The sequence below is a fragment of the Robertmurraya massiliosenegalensis JC6 genome (assembly GCF_000311725.1).
GTDB lineage: Bacteria > Bacillota > Bacilli > Bacillales > Cytobacillaceae > Robertmurraya > Robertmurraya massiliosenegalensis.
In genome coordinates this window covers 544,273-563,496 of the sequence record NZ_HE978512.1, presented here as the reverse complement: position 1 = coordinate 563,496, position 19,224 = coordinate 544,273, and the positions used below count along the sequence as shown (strand labels likewise).

The following is a 19,224-nucleotide window of genomic DNA, read 5'->3' as shown; positions in this document are numbered from 1 at the left end:
GTAAAGAGCTTTATTTGTAGGTTTTTGACTGAAGGAATTATGTCAGATTTGACATATGTCAGAAAGCGATTGATGAAGTTTATTATTGTGATCACTAGTTTCATATGTCAAAAAAGATCTATTTGTTAGAAAATCGATTTAATTTATATATGTCTAAATTGACATAATCGTCTACGAGAAAAGGATTGGAAGAAGGAGAGGAACTATATGCCAAAGCTTTCTAGGCGTCAGTTTATGAAATATACAGCAGCATCTGTTGCTGCTTCCTATTTGGCAGAGAAACGTGTCCATGCCGAATCAGGAGAGGAAAACAAAGTATTCCCATTAATGACTGCTGGTGCTACTACATCGTATGGGATTTGCCATTTCTGTTCTGTCGGATGCGGAATTGAAGTCAAGGTAAAAGGGGATGAAATCGTTTCAACAGAAGGGTTGAAGGAGCATCCAATAAATGAAGGAGCACTTTGTCCAAAAGGACGCTCGCTTAAAGAGATGCATAATTCTGATATGCGTCTAACCCATCCATTGGTTCGCAAACCAGGAAGTGATAAATGGGAGCCTATTTCTTGGGAAGAGGCAATTGATAAAATTGCCCATAAAGTGAAGGATGTGCGGGAGAAGACATTTACAGACGCAGTTGAAATAGATGGGAAAAAGGTTACCGTTAATCGTCTTGAGGGCATATTTAGTTTAGGAAGTGCCGAAATCGATAATGAAGAGGCGTATTTATATACGAAGTTCAACCGTGCTTTAGGAATCCATAACTATACTCACCAGGCAGAGATATGACACGCTCCAACGGTGGCTAGTTTAGCCCCTTCATTCGGTAGTGGTGCGATGACAAACAGTTTTACAGATATGAAAAATGCCAAAGTGATTTTGATTGGTGGGAATAACACGGCTGAGACTCACCCATTAGCGATGCGCTGGGTATTAGAGGCGCAAAAGCGAGGCGGAACCTTAATTGTAGTAGACCCTAGATTTAATAGAACGGCGAAGGTCGCTGATATTTACGCACCTGTACGACCTGGAACAGATATAGGCTATTTAGGTGCGATCGTCAAATACATTTTAGATAACGAACTTTATGATGAAGAATATATTAAAGCCCATACGAATGCGCTGTATAAGGTCAATCCATCCTTCTCATTTAGTGATGGCGTCTTTTCAGGATATGACGATAAGAGCTTCAAATATAGCAGGGATAGTTGGACATACCAACTTGGTTCAGATGGCAAACCATTGCAGGCAGAATCATTAACGGATCCGAATTGTGTACTTATGAAATTGAAGCAACACTTTAGTGAATACACATTTGAAAAGGGATCTGAAATTACGGGCATGCCAGTTGATAAAATGAAACTCATTGCTGAGACATTTACAAAAAATCGCCCTGGGACCATTTTGTATGCTTTAGGAATGACACAAAAAACCGTTGGTGTACAAGGGATTAGAATGTATGCCATTATCCAATTATTACTTGGGAATATGGGAATGGCTGGTGGAGGCATTAATGCCAACCGCGGAGAGCCAAATGTACAAGGATCAACAGACATTGCTTGTTTACCACATATTCTACCAGGTTATATGCCAATCCCTACAGATGCTCAACCAACGCTTAATGATTATGTCAAAGCAGTTGGAACAGCGAAAGCTAAGAAAACAATCGCTTTATTGAAAGCTTGGTATGGAGATAAAGCAACGGCAGATAATGAATTTTATTATCATTATTTACCAAAACGAAGAGCGCAAGATTCAGCAGCAAACTATGTGCCGATTTTTGAAAAATTAAATCAAAATGAATTTAAGCTTGGTTTTATTTTTGCGCAAAATCCAGCTGTAAGTACGCCTAATCTGGATATGGTTTGGAAAGGCTTGAGTAATTTAGAGATGCTTGTAGTGTCAGAAATTTTTGAGACAGAGACGGCATCATTTTGGCAATATCCTGGTTTGGATTCGAAAGAGATTCAAACGGAAGTCATTTTATTGCCAGCGGCGATGGCTTTTGAAAAAGCAGGGACGATGACAAACTCTGCCCGTTGGATTCAAGGGAAACCAGTCGCTGTACGTCCTCCAGGTGAAGCGAAACCAGATGGGGATATTATCTACGAAATTATGCATCGGGTAAAAGAGTTATATGCGAACAGCAGTGACCCGAAAGATAGAGGGATTTTAGATTTAACTTGGGATTATGTCGTTCATGGCGAAGAAGAAGTTGATATGGAACAGATCCTTAAGGAAATGAATGGTTATGATCTCAAGACAGGTAAATTGCTTAGTACAGGTGCACAGCTTGCACAAGCAGAACCTGGAACAGCTTCTTCTGGTATGGGTGGCCTTTATACAGGCGTGATAACAGAAGAAGGGAACCATTCATTAAGGCATAATAACGATGATCCGAGTGGCCTTGGATTACATTCACAATGGACATTTGCCTGGCCGAATAATACGAGAGTTCTTTGGAATCGAGGTTCTGTCGATATGAAAGGAAAACCTCGTGACAAAGAACGGGCTCTTGTAGAGTGGAATGGAACAAGCTGGGTTGGACATGACATTTTGGACGTTGCCGCAAAGGATAAAGCACCAGATACACCAGAGGGAAGTAAGGTGTTTTCAAATGGAGAAGGGAAAGGCGCTTTATTCCGCACTGTATATGCACAAATTCAAACAGAGACAGCGGACATGACGCTCAACCCTGGTTATGATCCGAATGTCTTCAAAGTTGCACCTGTTATTACAGAACCTGGAATTGCAGATGGACCATTGCCAGCTCATTATGAACCGTTTGAATCACCTGTTCAAAATTCAATGTTCAGCCAGCAATCGAATCCGATTATTCGCCCTTTTGCATTACCAGATATCCAAAAAACAGGGGAAGCAAGTGAATTTCCATATGTTTTAACAACGTATATGGTAACAGAGCAATTCTTATCAGGTGGTGTTACACGAAATACACCGCAATTAAATGAGTTAATGCCATCTAACTTTGCTGAAATTAGTAAAAATTTGGCGAAAAAGCTTGGCGTCACTTCAGGAGAAAAGGTGACCATTTCCACAGCGCGTGGGAAAGTTGCAGTTGATGCCATGGTAACAGACAGGATCCAACCATTAGACGTTAATGGCCAAGTAGTAGAAGTAATTGGTGTTCCATGGGGATGGGGCTATAAAGGGTTGGTACATGGTGAATCAGTCAATAAAGTGACCAATTCTGCAGCTGACCCGAATACAGGAACTCCAGAATATAAAGCTTGTATTTGTAATGTGACAAAGGGAGGCAACTAATATATGGCTAATAAAAATGATAGGGCAATTTTAGTCGATACCTCTCTTTGTACAGGGTGTAAAGCGTGCCAACTAGCTTGTAAAGAGTGGCATAACTTACCTGCAACTGAATTTGAGAAAGTGCCGGGAACGTACCAAAACCCGGCAGACCGTTCAGTTAATACGTTAATGTTAATGAAATTTACAGAGAAATATGACCGAAAGACAGAAACATTTGAATGGCTGATTCAAAAGGAGCAATGCATGCATTGTTCAGATGCTCCATGTGTAGAGGTTTGTCCATCAAGTGCCTTGTATACACATGCAGATGGATTTGTTGGTTTTCAAAGTGATAAGTGCATTGGCTGTGCTTATTGTGGCAAGGCTTGTCCGTTTGATGTTCCTCGGTATGAATCAGACCCGTTGACGGGAAAGAAGAAAATGAATAAATGCGATTTTTGCCAGGACCGTGTTACAAATGGGGAAATGCCTGCTTGTGTTCAGACTTGTCCTACCACGGCTTTGACGTTCGAGCATTGGGAAGAAGCTGTCAAGCAAGCATATCAACGTGTGGAAAAAATTAAAGAGCGTTATCCGAATGCCAATGTTTATGGAGACAAACATATGGGTGGCACCCATTATATTTACGTGTTAACAGAAAAACCAGAGGTCTATGGCTTGCCAACACAACCAATAACCAATGAGCTAATCGGCTTCCGTAAAGATGTCATTAAACCAGCGACCCAATTATTAATGGGAGCGACAGCAATTGGATTTCTTGCTAATTTTATCGTATCTGCCGCAACTTACAATGATAAAGAGAGTGATCTTGAAAAAATAGAAAGTGGGGGAAAGGAAGATGAGTAAGCGCCAAAATAAATTGATTCGTCGCTATCAGTTGATAGACATGTTGATGCACTGGTCAGTAGCTCTAGGATTTGTCTTGGCGCTGATTACCGGATATTTGATCTTTTTTCAAGGAACTTCAACCTTAATGGATCAATCAGCAGGACATACTTCCCGCCTCATCCATCGCATTGGAGCTGTTTTGTTTGTCGTGGCACCGGTGCTCTATTTCATTTTTTCAAAAAAGCGCTTTGGATTTTTAAGTGCGTTTAAATGGAGTAAATCTGATCTTGGTTGGCTGAAAGCAGCACCGAAGCACTACTTTCTTGGTGGAGATCTTCCACCACAAACGAAATATAATTCAGGTCAAAAGCTGTATTATCTTTTTGCATTAATATTTGGCCTTTTGTTAGCGGTGACTGGATTTGCCCTTTGGTTTGACTGGTTCACCGGTGCAGCAGGTATCATCATGCTAGTTGTGCATGATATATCAGCGCTAGCACTAACATTATTCTTTGGTGTTCATGTTTACCTCACTGTATTTCACCCAAGTGAGCGATCCTCATTTAATGCTATGGCAACAGGATATATGGATTCGGAATATGCAGAGCATCATCATGAACTTTGGTATAACGAAGTGAATGGTCAAGATCAAAAAAACGATGAGCAGCTTCAGGAGAAACCTAAGTCTTATACCATGTAGTAATGTATGGAGAGCGAATCGTGTACGTAATGCGATTCGCTTTTCTCATCACTTTGAAAAAGAGTTTGGGAAGGAACAGAAGATGGAATTAGAAAAGCATTTTCATCATTTTAGAGGAAATATCATTGGAAATAAACAAGATTTTCACACTCATTATGGAAAGAAATATATTCTATATGCAGACTGGACCGCAAGTGGAAGGCTATACAAACCAATAGAGGATAAAATTCTCCATCAATTCGGTCCCTTTGTTGCGAACACTCATACAGAGACAAATGTTACGGGGAAAAGTATGACATGGGCTTATAAGGAAGCAAAATCGATTATAAAAAAACATGTAAATGCTTCTGACAGTGATCTTCTTTTCTTTGAAGGAACTGGCATGACAGGTGCTCTGCATAAAATACAAAGATTATTAGGATTAACCCTTCATGAAAAATACAGAGTTGTAGTTAGAGAGACACAAAAACCAGTTGTTTTCATTACACATATGGAACATCATTCCAATCAAACCTCTTGGGAAGAAACGGTTGCCGACGTGGTTGTTATTCCCCCTGATGCGAAAGGTGAAGTATCTCCTAGAATGCTTGAGCAAGCCATAAAAGAATACGGTGATAGACCTTTGAAAATAGGCTCTTTTACAGCTTGTTCGAATGTAACGGGAATACAGACCCCCTATCATCAATTAGCGGAAGTAATGCATCGTCATGGAGGTATCTGTTTTGTCGATTTCTCAGCATCTGCTCCGTACATTCCGATTGATATGCATCCTAAAAATCAACAGGCATACTTAGATGGAATCTTCTTTTCTCCTCATAAATTTTTAGGAGGTCCTGGTTCTATGGGGGTGGCCATTATCTCTAAAAAACTTTACAAAAATAAAGTCCCAGATCGCCCAGGTGGTGGAACCGTTCTTTGGACAAACCCTTGGGGTGAAAAATCCTATATTTCTAATATTGAAGAAAGGGAGGACGGAGGGACCCCAGGATTTTTACAAGCGATTAAAACAGCATTAGCGATTTGTTTAAAGGAAGAAATGGGCAGCGAACTCATGTTAGCGCAAGATAAGAAACTGGTTCATTTATTGCTTGAGCGCTTAGCGGAAAACAAAAAAGTAGTAATTTTGGAAGAGCGCAGATGGGATAGACTTCCGATTGTATCCTTTTATGTGGAAGGTGTACATCATCAAATTATCGTTAAACTATTAAACGATGTCCATGGAATCCAAGTGAGAGGTGGATGCTCTTGTGCGGGCACATACGGACATTATTTATTAAAAATTGATGAAGGACAATCCTTCGCTATAACAAATGAAATTGATAAGGGAAATCAACTTGTAAAGCCTGGCTGGATAAGGGTATCTCTACATCCAACAATGACGGAAAAGGAAGTTCTATATATTGCCAAGGCCATTGGCAATATCGTGGAACAAATCGATCAATATAAAGAGGATTATCGGTACATTCCAGAAATCAATGATTTTCAGCATAAAAATGAGCCAATTATTAGCTATGAACAGTGGTTTGCATTTTAAAGTAAAGGCTCTTGTCTGCGCTCATTGTTTATTTTGATGGCCACAACTTTCTGACAGACACACTAAGACTATAATGTGGAAGCGACAAAGTACCGTAGCGAACTTAATGTATAGCAGTACCATGGTAACGACAATGTCTGCGTAAATATTGAAAGTAAAAGATGTAAGGAGACACGATAACCTTACATCTTTTTTTCTGTATCGGTATGTTGTTTTAGGTGGTGTAGCAGTCCCCCAAGATGGTCTTCGAATAATTCATCAACCGCTTTTTGTGCTTTTTTTTGAAAGATTTCATATTGTCGAAGCAGTTCTTTTCCCGTAGGAGTTAAAGTAGTCCCTTTTTTCCTATTTCCTTGTTGGCGCTCCACTAACGGCATAGCTAATCTTTCCTCTGTGGCGGTTACTTTCCCCCATGCTGCTCGATAGGACATTCCAAGTAAAGCAGCAGCTTGACTCATGGAACCCGTTCGTTCAATTTCTCGAAACAGCCGAATGCGCCCAAGTCCAAAAACAACTTCATCATTAAGTTCGATCCAGATTTTCGATTTTACCTCAAGAGATTGCTTAGCACTCATCAGATCTCCCTCCTTACTAATTAATGTACCATTGAGCTTTTCAGTATCATAGAGCATAAAATGTCAGTCATATGAATTTTTGAGTAACTTGGAAAATAAGATAGAAATGTTATTGAAATTAAGGCTGCTCTTTTCGGCTTTAGCGTTTATTTATAATAGACACCATTCGTTTTCTTTTGTTTAGTAAAATATTTCGTTAAAATGCGGCGAATGGTTCTTTCATTTAATTCAGTTTTGCACCATTCATAAATGTTGTGAGTGGTGATCTTTTTTTCAGGAAATAGCAAGTTGAATTCCTTCGTATGTCTCAAGATTGCATCTTCTATTTTCTCTATTGATCCACAACTTTTGCACACAAAATGGTGAAACTGTATAGCCATTGAAAAGGAATAGCATTGATGACAGTATATTCCTTTCTGAAGTTGATCAAAATGATATTTTGGTAAAGTGGAAAATGGATTTTTGGGTTGGTGGAGGGAAAGAAGTTTTTTGGCTAATTTCTTATGATGATCGTTTAGAATAGAAGCTGTTTGATTTAATTCTTTTAAGAAACGAGTGAGTTGAGTAGGAAATATAAAAGGGGCATCTAGGGGTGTTTGATACAAAGTGAATTCCGAATTGATAAAGATTACATGAGATTCAATTAGAGAGGGGTACTTAATGCTTTGAAGTAACTGACGAAGAAGGGTGGTACAGCGTTTTAGCTGATCTGCGGGGTTTTTATATTCTTTACCAGATATTACGGAATAAAGTTTGTCCGAATCTAAACGAAAATCACCTTCATAATTTTTAATATCAATAAGGTGGATAGCTCTCTGAGAAATAATTAATGTATCAATCTGGAAAAATGAATTGTTTACTTCAAATAGTAAATCATTAAGAACATATCGCTCCTCTTGTAAATCTTCTAGTAAGATATCAAACTTTTTTTCACCCTCATAGCCTTTTTCAAGGTTAAAGTAGTAAGTCTTTTCCTTCTCAGATAATTCCATTCGCCTATGCAAATATCTCCTACTCAATAATTCTTCTGATTCTGACCGTTCTTTTAGTATCATAAGCCACATCCTTTTTATTGATATAAGTATATTTTACAAAAAAATTGTTAGATGCACATTTATTTTTAGGAATATTTTGTTAACTTTTTAGTGAAAGTTTCATTACTGTTACGACTTGCATCCCAAATGACAATGGTAACTGCTGTATTTTACTTAAATAGAAATAAGCTCATCATTCGGACAGAGTGGAGCGAAAAAACAAAGAGGGAGTCCGAATAATAGCTGGATTCGGACAGAACGGAGCGAAAAAACAAAGAGGGAGTCCGAATAATAGCTGGATTCGGACAGAGTGAAGCGAAAAAACAGAGAAGGAGTCCGAATAATAGCTGGATTCGGACAGAGTGGAGCGAAAAAAAGAAGAGGGAGTCCGAATAATAGCTGGATTCGGACAGAGTGGAGCGAAAAAAAGAAGAAGGAGTCCGAATAATAGCTGGATTCGGACAGAGCGGAGCGAAAAAACGAAAAAGGAGTCCGAATAATAGCTGGATTCGGACAGAGTGAAGCGAAAAAACAGAGAAGGAGTCCGAATAATAGCTGGATTCGGACAGAGCAGAGCGAAAAAACAAAGAGGGAGTCCGAATAATCACTAGATTCGGACAAACCAGGATTGAGAATGCACCGAATAGCTCAAGCGAATGGACTGAATTCATTGGGAACTCAGTCCGAACGAGAATGATTCACAATTGATTTTTGCTGCCCTTGTAGGTGTTTCAATTCCAACAAGCTGAACATAAATTAGACTATACAGAAGTAGATGTTTGCACAACCGTAATCCTGTCTTTTTTTCCATGCATGAAATAATAAAGAATCGAGCTGGCGAGTACAAAAATGCCTAAAATGATATATAAAGTACTGTATCCTGTTAATGGAATAATAAATCCTAAGATATACGGACCAAACCCGAGCCCTGCATCAAGAAAGATGAAAAAGGTCGAAGTGGCAAGCCCCATGCGGTGTACGGGAGTTAGCTTAACAGCAACAGCCTGGGTGCAGGATTGCATGTTCCCGAAGCCGAGTCCAATGAGGACACCGGCTAATAGAAAGGTAAAGCTATTACTCGTTTGACTTAAGAGAAGTAACCCAGCAGCAAAAATGATGAATGCAGGGTACATGACGAAGTTCGCACCTCTCATATCCATCAAGCGACCTGTAAAGGGTCTTGAGATCAGAACTGCTGCTGAATAGGCGATAAAGAAAAAGCTCGCAGCACTCACGAGATCGACTTCTATTGCGTAAAAGTTGATAAATGATAGAACGCTTGAGTAGCAGAACGCAATAGCTAATGTTATAAAGGCGATGGGGATGGCCTTCGGTTCGATAAAATCGGAGAGCTTCAACCCTTTTTTATCTGTATCAGAGTGGGACATTTCTACCTTCGGGACATAAATGAAGAAAGAAGTGACCAAACTTAAAATTCCAACAGCCAAGCAAAGAGCAAAAATCATCTGAAAAGAAGTATGTTGACTCATGTAAAGACCGATGAACGGACCAATCGCTGTAGCCAATGTGGCACTCATGCTAAAATAGCCAATTCCTTCGCCCTTTCGATTTTTCGGGATAATTTGGGCGATGATTGTACCACATGCTGTGCTTGCCATTCCTAACGTCATCCCATGGATAAAGCGATTAAAAAGCAAAAAGCCAATTCCAAGATGCACATAATATAACAAGGTTGTAATCGTAAATAAGATCAGTCCGATAATTAATGTGCGCTTACGTCCGATAATGTCAATGGTACGACCAATAAAAAGTCGCCCGATTAACGTACCAATAATGAAAATGCCGGTAACAAGTCCAGCTTGACTAGTAGTTGCATCATACTCATCCACCGCATATACCGCAATGGTGACCATTAATAAAAAGAAGACAAGTGTTAAGAAAAAGTTAGCGGAGGATACGACGATGAAATCCTTCGTCCATAGTTTATTGTTGGTCGGTTGTTCCATTTATATCACCCCTTAATGTTATTGCGGATTTCTGTCATGATACGAATGGCATCATGTTGTTCTGAATCAGTTATTCCCCTCAATATTTCTTCCTCAAATTGATCGATCGTCACACGCACCTTGTTATAGATTTCTTTGCCTAGTGCAGACAGCTGAATTCGTTTTTCACGCTTATCCTGACTTGGAACTTGCTCTACATAACCGAGCTTTTCTAATTGGTGAATCGTTCTTGTAATCGTTGGTTTTTCCACACTTTGGTAATTAGAAAGATCAACAAGCGTTGCAGAACCAAAATTGAACAGGTAGTAGAGAATCGTCCATTGCGCCCGTTGGAGATGATGTTCGTTAAGGAGAAGTACTAGTTTATTCTCAAAAGGACGGTAAAGCATTAATAATTGATGGAAAAATCGTTGAGATGTCTTCAAAATATCACCTCTGCATAATAGTTATCATTGGTAACTAATAAACTATAACAAAGTGAGAAAATGATGTCTAGGGAAAAAAGTCGCAGCACTTATTGAAAAAGGGAGGATTTTTCTGAGAAAGCCGTATAAATAACCTGATTAAATACATGACTAATAATAACAAGCGGTGAAGGAGGATGTTCGATGGAGAAACGACTTCAAGATCAAGTGGCTTTTATCACGGGAGCGGGTTCAGGAATTGGCAAAGCCGCAGCACTCAAACTTGCTGAAAACGGAGCAAGAGTAGCCCTCGTTGATTTACATAAAGAGAATATAGAAGACGTAAAAGCACAAATTGAGAAACTGGGAAGTGAAGCCATAGTTTTAGAAGCAAATGTTTCCTCTGCGAAAGAAGTAGAGCAATGCTATAAGAATACAATACAACAGTGGGGGAACGTAGATATTGTCTTTGCTAATGCGGGAATCAATGGCGTCGTGACACCGATTGAGGATCTGGAACCAACTGAATGGGAACTTACAATATCGAATAATTTAACAAGTACGTTTTTAACAGTTAAATACGCTATCCCATACATGAAGAAAAATGGCGGAAGTATCATCATTACGAGTTCGATTAATGGAAATCGAATATATCGAAATATTGGCATGTCAGCATACAGCACTTCTAAAATTGCTCAAATGGGATTTGGGAAAATGGCAGCCTTGGAGCTAGCGGAGTATCACATTAGAATGAATATGATTTGTCCAGGTGCAATCGAAACGAACATAAATGACAATACGTGGAAAGAAAAAAAGAACTTAAAGAAGGTCGAAATTCCTATTCAATATCCTGAAGGAAGTCAGCCCCTTGAACATCAGGCCGGTAAGCCCGAACAGGTAGCAGACCTCGTATTATTTCTTGCATCTAACCAATCGAGTCATATAACAGGAAGCGAAATTTATATTGATGGAGCAGAGTCATTATTATAATAATGAGAAATTTTTTAGAAAAATGGATTGACAAAACATGTATATACAAGTTAAGATGAAAACGCAATCATAAAACATGTATATACAAGTTGTTTTAAATATAACTACAGAGAGTGGGGGAAAAAATGAGTAAATATACTCAACCAGCACAAGAGTTACTGGAGCACATTGGCGGCAGTGAAAACATTTCAGTTGTGACCCATTGTGCGACTAGAATGCGATTTGTTTTAAAGGATCCAAAGAAAGCGGATGTTGAAAAAATTGAAGCGATTGGGCTTGTAAAGGGGACGTTCACACAAGCAGGACAGTTTCAAGTTATCGTAGGAAATGAAGTTTCCACATTTTATAATGAATTCACGAAAATTGCAGGGGTAAGTGATACATCGAAGGATGAGGCAAAAGAAGCAGCGAAGCAAAATATGAACTTTCTGCAACGAATGATTGCTCACCTAGCAGATATTTTTACACCATTAATTCCAGCGATTGTCGTTGGGGGTCTTATTCTCGGTTTCCGAAATGTAATCGGTGACATTAAAATGTTTGAAGATGGCACAAAGTCATTAGTAGAGATTTCACAATTTTGGGCAGGTACACATGCCTTTTTATGGCTTATCGGTGAGGCGATATTCCACTTCTTACCGGTCGGAATTACATGGGCGGTAGCAAGAAAAATGGGAGCTACGCCAATTCTCGGGATTGTTTTAGGGATTACGCTCGTTTCTCCGCAGCTATTAAATGCATATGGAGTGGCAGAAGCAACAGAAGTTCCATTCTGGGATTTCGGATTTGCGCAAATTGATATGATTGGTTATCAAGCACAAGTTATCCCAGCTATCTTAGCAGGTTTATTGCTTTCATTCCTTGAACTTAAACTAAGAAAAATCGTACCGAATGCAATTTCTATGATTGTCGTTCCATTCTTTGCTTTAGTTCCAACAGTATTGATCGCACATACGGTTCTTGGACCGATTGGTTGGCAAATTGGAGCATTTATTTCAGATGTAGTATACTCTGGTTTAACTTCTGCATTTGGTTGGTTATTTGCCGCAGTCTTTGGTTTCGCTTATGCACCACTTGTTATCACTGGTTTACACCATATGACGAATGCCATTGATTTACAGTTAATGAGCGAATTTGATGGAACGAATCTTTGGCCGATGATCGCATTATCTAATATCGCACAAGGTTCTGCTGTTCTAGCGATGATTTACATCAATCGTAAGAACGAAGAGGAAAAGCAAGTTTCCATTCCAGCAACAATCTCTTGTTATCTTGGTGTCACAGAGCCAGCGATGTTCGGGATTAACTTAAAATACGGCTTTCCGTTCTTAGCTGCGATGATTGGATCAGCTGTGGCTGCCGTCATTTCGGTAGGAAGCAATGTCATGGCAAACTCTATCGGTGTTGGAGGAATTCCAGGAATTCTTTCTATCCAACCACAGCATATGCTCACATTCGCCATTGCCATGGTTGTAGCAATCGTCATTCCATTTATCTTAACCGTCGTTTTTGCTAAAGCAAACGTAGGTAAGATTAATTTCAATCGCAAATAGAAAAGAGAACTCCATTTTAACGACTTCTTAATTTCCTATACTTTGAGAGGGACATTCATATGTTCCTCTTTTACTATTCATGTCCATGTGAAAAATTAAGCTTTTCACTATTGGACACCTACAAGGAAATGCATCATGATTGAGACGTTTTCGCAAACTAAGCAAAACGTTCTCAGTACAGAAAAAAGTAAAGGGCAGGTGTGTTGGTTTGACTCAGCCTTGGTGGAAAAAATCAGTTGTTTATCAAATTTATCCGAAAAGTTTTTGTGACACGACAGGAAATGGTGTCGGTGACATACAAGGAATTATTCAAAAATTGGACTACCTATCTAAGTTAGGTGTGGATGTTGTCTGGATTACGCCAATCTATGATTCGCCACAAAATGATAATGGTTATGATATTCGTGACTATTTCAATATTTTTGAGCCCTATGGAACAATGGAAGATTTCGATCAGCTTCTAGAGGAAGCGCATAAACGCAATATTAAAATAATCATGGATATCGTCGTGAATCATACGTCGACTGAACATCAGTGGTTCGTCGAATCGCGCTCTTCTAAGGATAACGAATACCGCGATTTTTATATTTGGAAGGATGGCAAAGAGGGAGAGCCACCGACAAATTGGGAGTCAAAGTTTGGCGGCAATGCTTGGCAATATGATGAGCAAACAGGCCAATATTATCTTCACCTGTTTGATGTGACACAAGCCGATTTGAATTGGGAAAATGATAAAGTCCGAACTGCAGTCTACGATATGATGAAGTTTTGGCTTGATAAAGGGGTCGATGGATTCCGTTTAGATGTTATTAACCTAATTTCTAAAGATCAACAGTTTCCCAATGATGCACCACCTGGAGATGGTCGTAAATTTTACACGGATGGACCGAAAATTCACGAGTATCTCCATGAAATGAATACAGAGGTATTTGCCAAATATGATATGATGACGGTGGGAGAAATGTCTTCTACTTCTATTGATAATTGTATTAAATACACGAATCCGAATCGAAAAGAATTGGATATGACGTTCAGCTTCCACCATCTAAAAGTTGATTATCCGAACGGGGAAAAGTGGACGAAAGCTGACTTTGATTTTTTAAAGCTGAAGCGAATTCTTTCCGAATGGCAAGTTGAAATGAACAAGGGCGGCGGCTGGAACGCCTTATTTTGGTGTAACCATGACCAGCCAAGAATTGTGTCTCGTTTTGGAAATGATAAGGAGTATCATCGTGAATCAGCGAAGATGCTTGGAACGACGATTCATATGATGCAAGGAACTCCGTATATTTATCAAGGCGAAGAATTCGGGATGACCAATCCAAACTTTGATAAAATTGAAGATTATCGTGATATAGAATCTTTAAATATGTTTCAAATTTTAAAGGAAAGTGGAAAATCAGAACAGGAAATTTACGATATTCTTAAGCAAAAGTCTCGTGATAATTCAAGGACTCCTGTCCAATGGGATGACCGTAAACATGCTGGATTTACAACAGGTACACCATGGATTGGGACAGCAGCTAATTATAAGGAAATTAATGCGAAAAATGCGATGGCAGATGATAACTCCATTTTCTATCACTATCAAAAGTTAATTCAACTTAGAAAAGATTATGATATTGTGACAGTTGGCGGCTATGAATTGCTTTTACCTGAGCATGATGCTATTTTTGCTTATATACGGGAAAATGGAAATGAGAAATTACTCGTTGTAAATAACTTCTATGCAAAAGAGGTTAAATTTACCCGACCTGAACAAGTGGACATGAAGGGTTACTCAAGTGAAATCTTGCTTTCAAACTATCCTGACTCACCACAGGATCCGAATCGATTCACATTGCGTCCATATGAATCGATTGTCTACTATTTAAAAAAGTAAATTGGAGTTTTTGAGATGACGAATAAGTATTTAATGATTCATAACGATATTGTTGGGAAAATAGAGGCGGGGGAACTCGCCTTCAATTCTCTTTTACCATCTGAACATGAGTTGAAGGATCATTATAATACTTCCAGAGAAACGATCCGGAAGGCATTAAATCTTTTATCACAAAATGGCTATATTCAGAAGATTAGAGGAAAGGGATCTGTCGTTATAAAAAGTAAAAAAGTCGATTTCCCTGTTTCTGGTTTAACGAGCTTCAAAGAATTAACGACGAAAATGGGCAAAAAACATCGTACGATTGTCCATGAATTAGCGTTGGTGAAGCCAGAGAAACAAGTTCAAAGCCACTTATCGATCACTAGCAAGGACCTCGTTTGGCAAGTTTTTCGAGTTCGGCAGATCGATGGAGAAAATGTGATCTTAGATAAAGACTATTTAATGAAAAAATTTGTTCCGGAACTGACAAAGGAAGTTTGTGAAAACTCAATCTATGAATATCTCGAAAATGATTTACAGCTAAATATTAGTTTTGCTAAAAAAGAAATCATCGTCGAGGAACCAACAGATGAAGATCGAGAACTTCTAGACTTAGAAGGTTTTCACAATGTCGTGATCATCAAAAATTACGTCTATTTAGAAGATGCAAGCCTATTTCAATATACGGAATCACGCCATCGCCCAGATAAATTTAGATTTGTTGATTTCGCAAGACGGAATCATCTTTAAATAAGAAAGAAGGTTTTTCTTCGATAAACATGTCCATGCGGCATTTTATCGAGGAGAGCCTTCTTTTTTATGGGGTTTTTTGCGAATATTCGAATTTATGAACCTAGAGCTTAATATAGTTAAAGTAAACAGGCTAAGGCATGCTTCTCAGGTACTAAGAAGGAGGGGATGGGATGCTGCATATTGTAGCGTGTATTAAACAAGTTCCGGACACGAAGATTATCAAAATGAATCCGAAAACAAATACGATGGACCGAAGGACAGCACCAGCGATTTTAAATCCATATGATGCCCATGCAGTGGAAGAAGCCGTACGTTTGAGGGGGCGTTATGGCGGTATTGTTTCTGTGTTGACGATGGGGCCACCACCTGCTGTTAAGGCAATTAAGAAGTGTATTGAAATCGGTGCAGATGAAGGCTATTTGATTACTGATCGGAGGTTTGCTGGTGCGGATACGTTGGCGACGAGTTATGCGTTAACAAAGGCGATCCATAAAATTTCAAAAGAAAAACCTGTGGACCTAATCATTTGCGGGAAGATGTCGATCGACGGGGATACAGGACAAGTTGGACCAGGTATTGCAAGACGTCTTGATATTCCCCCGCTAACCTCTGTTAATAAAGTCGTTGAGGTCAGCAGAGAAGAGGGGAAGATGGTTGTTCATCGTAAGCTCGAAGACGGATATGAAGTCGTGCAATCGACGTTACCCTGCTTACTTTCCGTGGAAAAAACGATTAATGAAGTGCCGTATTCACCATTTCCGAACATGCTAAAAGCAGCACAATACAATCCGCATATTTGGTCTGTCGATGATTTAGAGGATGTTGATATTAAGCAATTAGGATTAAAGGGTTCACCAACAATTGTCTCAAAGGTATGGGCACCGCCAAAACCTGAAGGAGGCATCATGCTTGAAGGGAACCAACAGGAACAAGTGGAACAATTACTGTCTATCCTTCTAGAAAAGAAAGAACTGTTTACTGTAAAGGGGGAATCATAATGGATTTCCAAGATTATCAAGGTGTTTGGGTATTTATTGAAGTAAATGAAGGGGTAGTTGCCCCGGTATCTCTCGAGTTATTAGGGGCAGGCAGGATGTTAGCGGATAAAAGAGGGGGAGAGCTAGCAGGGGTTTTAATCGGTGATAATGTAGGCCATCTTTCAAAAACAATTTTCGAATATGGGGCAGATGTTGCTTACGTGTACGATGATCCCATTTTTAAACATTACCGTACAGAATCCTTTATGAAAGCATTATTGGATTGTTCGCAAAAGCATAAGCCAGAAATCATCCTTTATGGTGCTACTTCAACAGGGAAAGACTTAGCTAGTGCGGTTGCAACAGATTTGCCGACAGGGTTAACAGCAGATACAACAGAGCTTGATGTGGAGGAGGATACAGGATTATTACTTGCAAGTCGACCTGCCTTTGGGGGCAATATTATGGCAACAATTTTATGTAAGAAATATCGTCCGCAAATGGCAACTGTTCGGGCAAAAGTTATAAAAGCGTTATCTCCGGAAGTTGGAAGAGCAGGACGAGTGGTGGAGGAGAGCATCTCACTTAAAGAAGCTGACATTCGTACAAAAGTGTTGGAGATTGTGAAAGAAACAACAAGGAAAGTGCGAATGGATGAAGCCGATATTATTGTGGCTGGTGGTAAGGGATTAGGAAGTGCGGAAGGATTCCAGTTAGTTCACGAATTAGCAGAGACACTAAATGGGGCCGTTGGGGCGAGCCGAGATGTTGTGGAAGCAGGTTGGATTGAACATGCCCATCAAGTAGGGCAAACGGGGGTGACGGTCACGCCAAAAATTTATATTGCCATCGGTATTTCTGGAGCGATCCAACATATTGTCGGAATGAAAAATTCTGGTCTTATCATCGCCATTAATAAGGATCCAGAAGCACCTATATTTGCGTCTTGTCACTACGGAATTGTCGGAGATGCATTTGAAATCGTACCGATGTTGATTGAACAATTTAAACAAGTGATGTCGAGAGAGGGGGTTAGTCATGTCTGATCAATTTGATGCGATTGTCGTAGGTGCAGGTCCAGCTGGGATTTCATGTGCTTTTGAACTGGCAAAAGGAGGAGCAAATGTCCTTCTGTTAGAAAGAGGAGAATACCCAGGCTCCAAAAATGTTATGGGAGGAGTTCTCTATCGCAAAATGATGGAGGATATCATCCCCGAATTTTATAAAGAGGCTCCATTAGAACGCCCTATTGTTGAGCAACGCTTTATGATGATGGATAAGGAGTCAGCTGTCACGTTTAGTTATAAAGGGATGGAGTGGGGCAAAGAGCCTTATAACAACTTTACCGTTCTGCGAGCCAAATTTGATCAGTGGTTTGCTGATCAGGCTGTTAAGCAAGGGGCTGTCCTCATTAATGAAACCGTTGTCTTAGAATGTATCGTCGAGAATGGCAAGGTTGTCGGCGTGCGTACGGATCGTCCCAATGGTGATGTTTATGCAGATGTCGTTGTCCTTGCAGATGGAGTAAATTCACTCTTAGCACAATCGCTCGGCTTTCATAAGGAATACCAACCAGACGAAGTGGCATTAGCCACGATGGAAATATTGAAGCTGGATAAAAAGGTGATCGAGGACCGTTTTAATTTGGAAGACAATCAAGGCTGCACGATTGAATTATTTGGTGATGCAACGAAGGGGATTCTGGGTACAGGATTTCTCTACACGAATAAAGACACGTTAAGCATTGGCGTAGGAACTCTTTTATCAGGATTGATCAAACACAAAATTAAGCCTTATGAACTGCTTGAATATGTGAAAAATCATCCGATGATTCGCCCATACATTCAAGGGAGTGAGTCACAGGAATACTTAGCGCATCTCATCCCAGAAGGTGGCTATCACTCGATGGGGAGAATTGTCGGGAATGGGGTCATTGTCATTGGAGATGCATCCCAATTGGTGAATGCAATTCATCGAGAAGGATCAAATTTGGCGATGACGTCTGGAAGATTAGCGGCGGAAACTGTTCTTTTAGCGAAACAAGCAGGAGACTTTTCTGAGAAAATGCTCGACCATTATCGCCAGCGATTACTAGATGGATTTGTCGGTCAAGATATGAAAAAGTATAAGGATTCCACCCATCATTTTGATCAAAATCCACATTATTTTGATGAATATATCCCAATGCTCAATAAAGCAGCTAGCCAAATGTTTACCGTAGATGGCCAGTCAAAATGGGAAAAACAAAAGAAAATCTGGAAGGATCTTGGCTCTCCAAAGGAAAAAATGAAAATGGCGCGCGATATGTTTCGGGCTTGGAAGGTGGTCAAGTGATGAGTGAACAAAAGAAACACCAATCCATTGAAGAGAAGCAATATCTTGTTCGCTTCAATGCTGATACGAAATCCCATCTCCATGTTAAGGACGAAGATATTTGTTTAACGAAATGTCCGGATAAAATTTGTACCATTTTTTGTCCTGCTGAGATTTATAAATGGGAGGACATCCGTATGCATGTCGGCTATGAAGGCTGCCATGAATGTGGAAGCTGTCGCATTGGTTGTCCCCATCAAAATATTAAATGGGAATATCCAAAAGGTGGCCATGGAATTGTTTTTCGATTAGGTTAATAGAAAAAGCCGCTACCTGTTGTATGGGGTAGCGGCGGTTTAAAAGCGGAATTCCGTAAGAATGAGCAATAATTCCGTAACTTTGGGACTTAATTCCGTAACTTTTTCATTAATTCCGTAAAAATACGATTTT

At 39.6% G+C, this 19,224-nt stretch carries 16 protein-coding genes; 12 read left to right on the top strand and 4 right to left on the bottom strand.

Annotated elements, in window-relative coordinates:
- Positions 1-207 precede the first annotated feature (207 nt).
- The 4 genes from fdnG to BMSHG_RS08980 all read left to right on the top strand — a co-directional run bounded on the left by fdnG (position 208) and on the right by BMSHG_RS08980 (position 6,344).
- Positions 208-3,282: a formate dehydrogenase-N subunit alpha gene (gene fdnG / locus BMSHG_RS08995; protein ID WP_083879304.1), complete on the top strand. Its 3,075-nt coding sequence runs from the start codon at positions 208-210 to the stop codon at positions 3,280-3,282.
- Positions 3,283-3,285: 3 nt separating this feature from the next.
- The gene (locus BMSHG_RS25980; protein WP_019154117.1) at positions 3,286-4,128 is read left to right on the top strand and encodes a 4Fe-4S dicluster domain-containing protein; all 843 of its coding nucleotides are present in this window, start codon (positions 3,286-3,288) and stop codon (positions 4,126-4,128) included.
- Positions 4,121-4,810, top strand: coding sequence for a formate dehydrogenase subunit gamma (locus BMSHG_RS08985; RefSeq protein WP_019154116.1), 690 nt, complete (start codon positions 4,121-4,123; stop codon positions 4,808-4,810). Before BMSHG_RS25980 ends, BMSHG_RS08985 begins: the two co-directional genes overlap by 8 nt.
- A gap of 82 nt (positions 4,811-4,892) precedes the next feature.
- Positions 4,893-6,344 (top strand): aminotransferase class V-fold PLP-dependent enzyme, encoded by a 1,452-nt coding sequence (locus BMSHG_RS08980; RefSeq protein WP_019154115.1) that lies wholly within the window; start codon positions 4,893-4,895, stop codon positions 6,342-6,344.
- Positions 6,345-6,526: 182 nt separating this feature from the next.
- On the opposite strand, the gene BMSHG_RS25975 is transcribed toward BMSHG_RS08980, so the two are convergent.
- The 4 genes from BMSHG_RS25975 to BMSHG_RS08955 all read right to left on the bottom strand — a co-directional run bounded on the left by BMSHG_RS25975 (position 6,527) and on the right by BMSHG_RS08955 (position 10,345).
- Positions 6,527-6,919 carry a winged helix-turn-helix domain-containing protein gene (locus BMSHG_RS25975; protein WP_019154114.1) on the bottom strand — a complete coding sequence of 131 codons (393 nt, stop codon included), beginning with the start codon at positions 6,917-6,919 and terminating at the stop codon, positions 6,527-6,529.
- 146 nt (positions 6,920-7,065) lie between these two features.
- The gene (locus BMSHG_RS08970; RefSeq protein ID WP_026073382.1) at positions 7,066-7,974 is read right to left on the bottom strand and encodes a nuclease-related domain-containing protein; all 909 of its coding nucleotides are present in this window, start codon (positions 7,972-7,974) and stop codon (positions 7,066-7,068) included.
- Between the two features lie 740 nt (positions 7,975-8,714).
- Positions 8,715-9,920 (bottom strand): MFS transporter, encoded by a 1,206-nt coding sequence (locus BMSHG_RS08960; RefSeq protein WP_019154111.1) that lies wholly within the window; start codon positions 9,918-9,920, stop codon positions 8,715-8,717.
- Positions 9,921-9,925: 5 nt separating this feature from the next.
- Positions 9,926-10,345, bottom strand: a complete 420-nt coding sequence (locus tag BMSHG_RS08955) for a MarR family winged helix-turn-helix transcriptional regulator (protein WP_019154110.1) — start codon at positions 10,343-10,345, stop codon at positions 9,926-9,928.
- 183 nt (positions 10,346-10,528) lie between these two features.
- Between BMSHG_RS08955 and BMSHG_RS08950 the strand changes: the two genes are divergently transcribed.
- The 8 genes from BMSHG_RS08950 to BMSHG_RS08915 all read left to right on the top strand — a co-directional run bounded on the left by BMSHG_RS08950 (position 10,529) and on the right by BMSHG_RS08915 (position 19,091).
- Positions 10,529-11,314, top strand: coding sequence for an SDR family oxidoreductase (locus BMSHG_RS08950; protein WP_019154109.1), 786 nt, complete (start codon positions 10,529-10,531; stop codon positions 11,312-11,314).
- A gap of 125 nt (positions 11,315-11,439) precedes the next feature.
- Complete coding sequence (gene treP / locus BMSHG_RS08945; RefSeq protein ID WP_019154108.1) at positions 11,440-12,867, top strand: PTS system trehalose-specific EIIBC component; 1,428 nt, start codon at positions 11,440-11,442, stop codon at positions 12,865-12,867.
- Between the two features lie 208 nt (positions 12,868-13,075).
- Positions 13,076-14,749: an alpha,alpha-phosphotrehalase gene (treC, locus tag BMSHG_RS08940; RefSeq protein ID WP_019154107.1), complete on the top strand. Its 1,674-nt coding sequence runs from the start codon at positions 13,076-13,078 to the stop codon at positions 14,747-14,749.
- A gap of 15 nt (positions 14,750-14,764) precedes the next feature.
- Positions 14,765-15,481 (top strand): trehalose operon repressor, encoded by a 717-nt coding sequence (gene treR / locus BMSHG_RS08935; protein WP_019154106.1) that lies wholly within the window; start codon positions 14,765-14,767, stop codon positions 15,479-15,481.
- A gap of 173 nt (positions 15,482-15,654) precedes the next feature.
- Positions 15,655-16,482 carry an electron transfer flavoprotein subunit beta/FixA family protein gene (locus tag BMSHG_RS08930; RefSeq protein ID WP_019154105.1) on the top strand — a complete coding sequence of 276 codons (828 nt, stop codon included), beginning with the start codon at positions 15,655-15,657 and terminating at the stop codon, positions 16,480-16,482.
- The gene (locus tag BMSHG_RS08925) at positions 16,482-17,507 is read left to right on the top strand and encodes an electron transfer flavoprotein subunit alpha/FixB family protein (RefSeq protein ID WP_019154104.1); all 1,026 of its coding nucleotides are present in this window, start codon (positions 16,482-16,484) and stop codon (positions 17,505-17,507) included. The genes BMSHG_RS08930 and BMSHG_RS08925 overlap by 1 nt, the downstream gene beginning before the upstream one ends.
- Positions 17,500-18,795: an FAD-dependent oxidoreductase gene (locus BMSHG_RS08920; protein WP_019154103.1), complete on the top strand. Its 1,296-nt coding sequence runs from the start codon at positions 17,500-17,502 to the stop codon at positions 18,793-18,795. The genes BMSHG_RS08925 and BMSHG_RS08920 overlap by 8 nt, the downstream gene beginning before the upstream one ends.
- A complete protein-coding gene (locus BMSHG_RS08915; RefSeq protein WP_019154102.1) occupies positions 18,795-19,091 on the top strand; it encodes a ferredoxin family protein in 297 nt (98 codons plus the stop codon). The genes BMSHG_RS08920 and BMSHG_RS08915 overlap by 1 nt, the downstream gene beginning before the upstream one ends.
- Positions 19,092-19,224 lie beyond the last annotated feature (133 nt).

Excerpts from the sequence above, each read along its gene's own strand:
- treP (WP_019154108.1), top strand. The coding sequence starts at position 11,440 with ATGAGTAAATATACTCAACCAGCACAAGAGTTACTGGAGCACATTGGC.
- BMSHG_RS08930 (WP_019154105.1), top strand. The coding sequence starts at position 15,655 with ATGCTGCATATTGTAGCGTGTATTAAACAAGTTCCGGACACGAAGATT.
- BMSHG_RS08960 (WP_019154111.1), bottom strand. The coding sequence starts at position 9,920 with ATGGAACAACCGACCAACAATAAACTATGGACGAAGGATTTCATCGTC.
- BMSHG_RS08915 (WP_019154102.1), top strand. The coding sequence starts at position 18,795 with ATGAGTGAACAAAAGAAACACCAATCCATTGAAGAGAAGCAATATCTT.
- BMSHG_RS08925 (WP_019154104.1), top strand. The coding sequence starts at position 16,482 with ATGGATTTCCAAGATTATCAAGGTGTTTGGGTATTTATTGAAGTAAAT.
- BMSHG_RS08950 (WP_019154109.1), top strand. The coding sequence starts at position 10,529 with ATGGAGAAACGACTTCAAGATCAAGTGGCTTTTATCACGGGAGCGGGT.
- BMSHG_RS08970 (WP_026073382.1), bottom strand. The coding sequence starts at position 7,974 with ATGATACTAAAAGAACGGTCAGAATCAGAAGAATTATTGAGTAGGAGA.
- BMSHG_RS08985 (WP_019154116.1), top strand. The coding sequence starts at position 4,121 with ATGAGTAAGCGCCAAAATAAATTGATTCGTCGCTATCAGTTGATAGAC.
- BMSHG_RS08920 (WP_019154103.1), top strand. The coding sequence starts at position 17,500 with ATGTCTGATCAATTTGATGCGATTGTCGTAGGTGCAGGTCCAGCTGGG.
- BMSHG_RS25980 (WP_019154117.1), top strand. The coding sequence starts at position 3,286 with ATGGCTAATAAAAATGATAGGGCAATTTTAGTCGATACCTCTCTTTGT.
- treR (WP_019154106.1), top strand. The coding sequence starts at position 14,765 with ATGACGAATAAGTATTTAATGATTCATAACGATATTGTTGGGAAAATA.
- BMSHG_RS25975 (WP_019154114.1), bottom strand. The coding sequence starts at position 6,919 with ATGAGTGCTAAGCAATCTCTTGAGGTAAAATCGAAAATCTGGATCGAA.
- BMSHG_RS08980 (WP_019154115.1), top strand. The coding sequence starts at position 4,893 with ATGGAATTAGAAAAGCATTTTCATCATTTTAGAGGAAATATCATTGGA.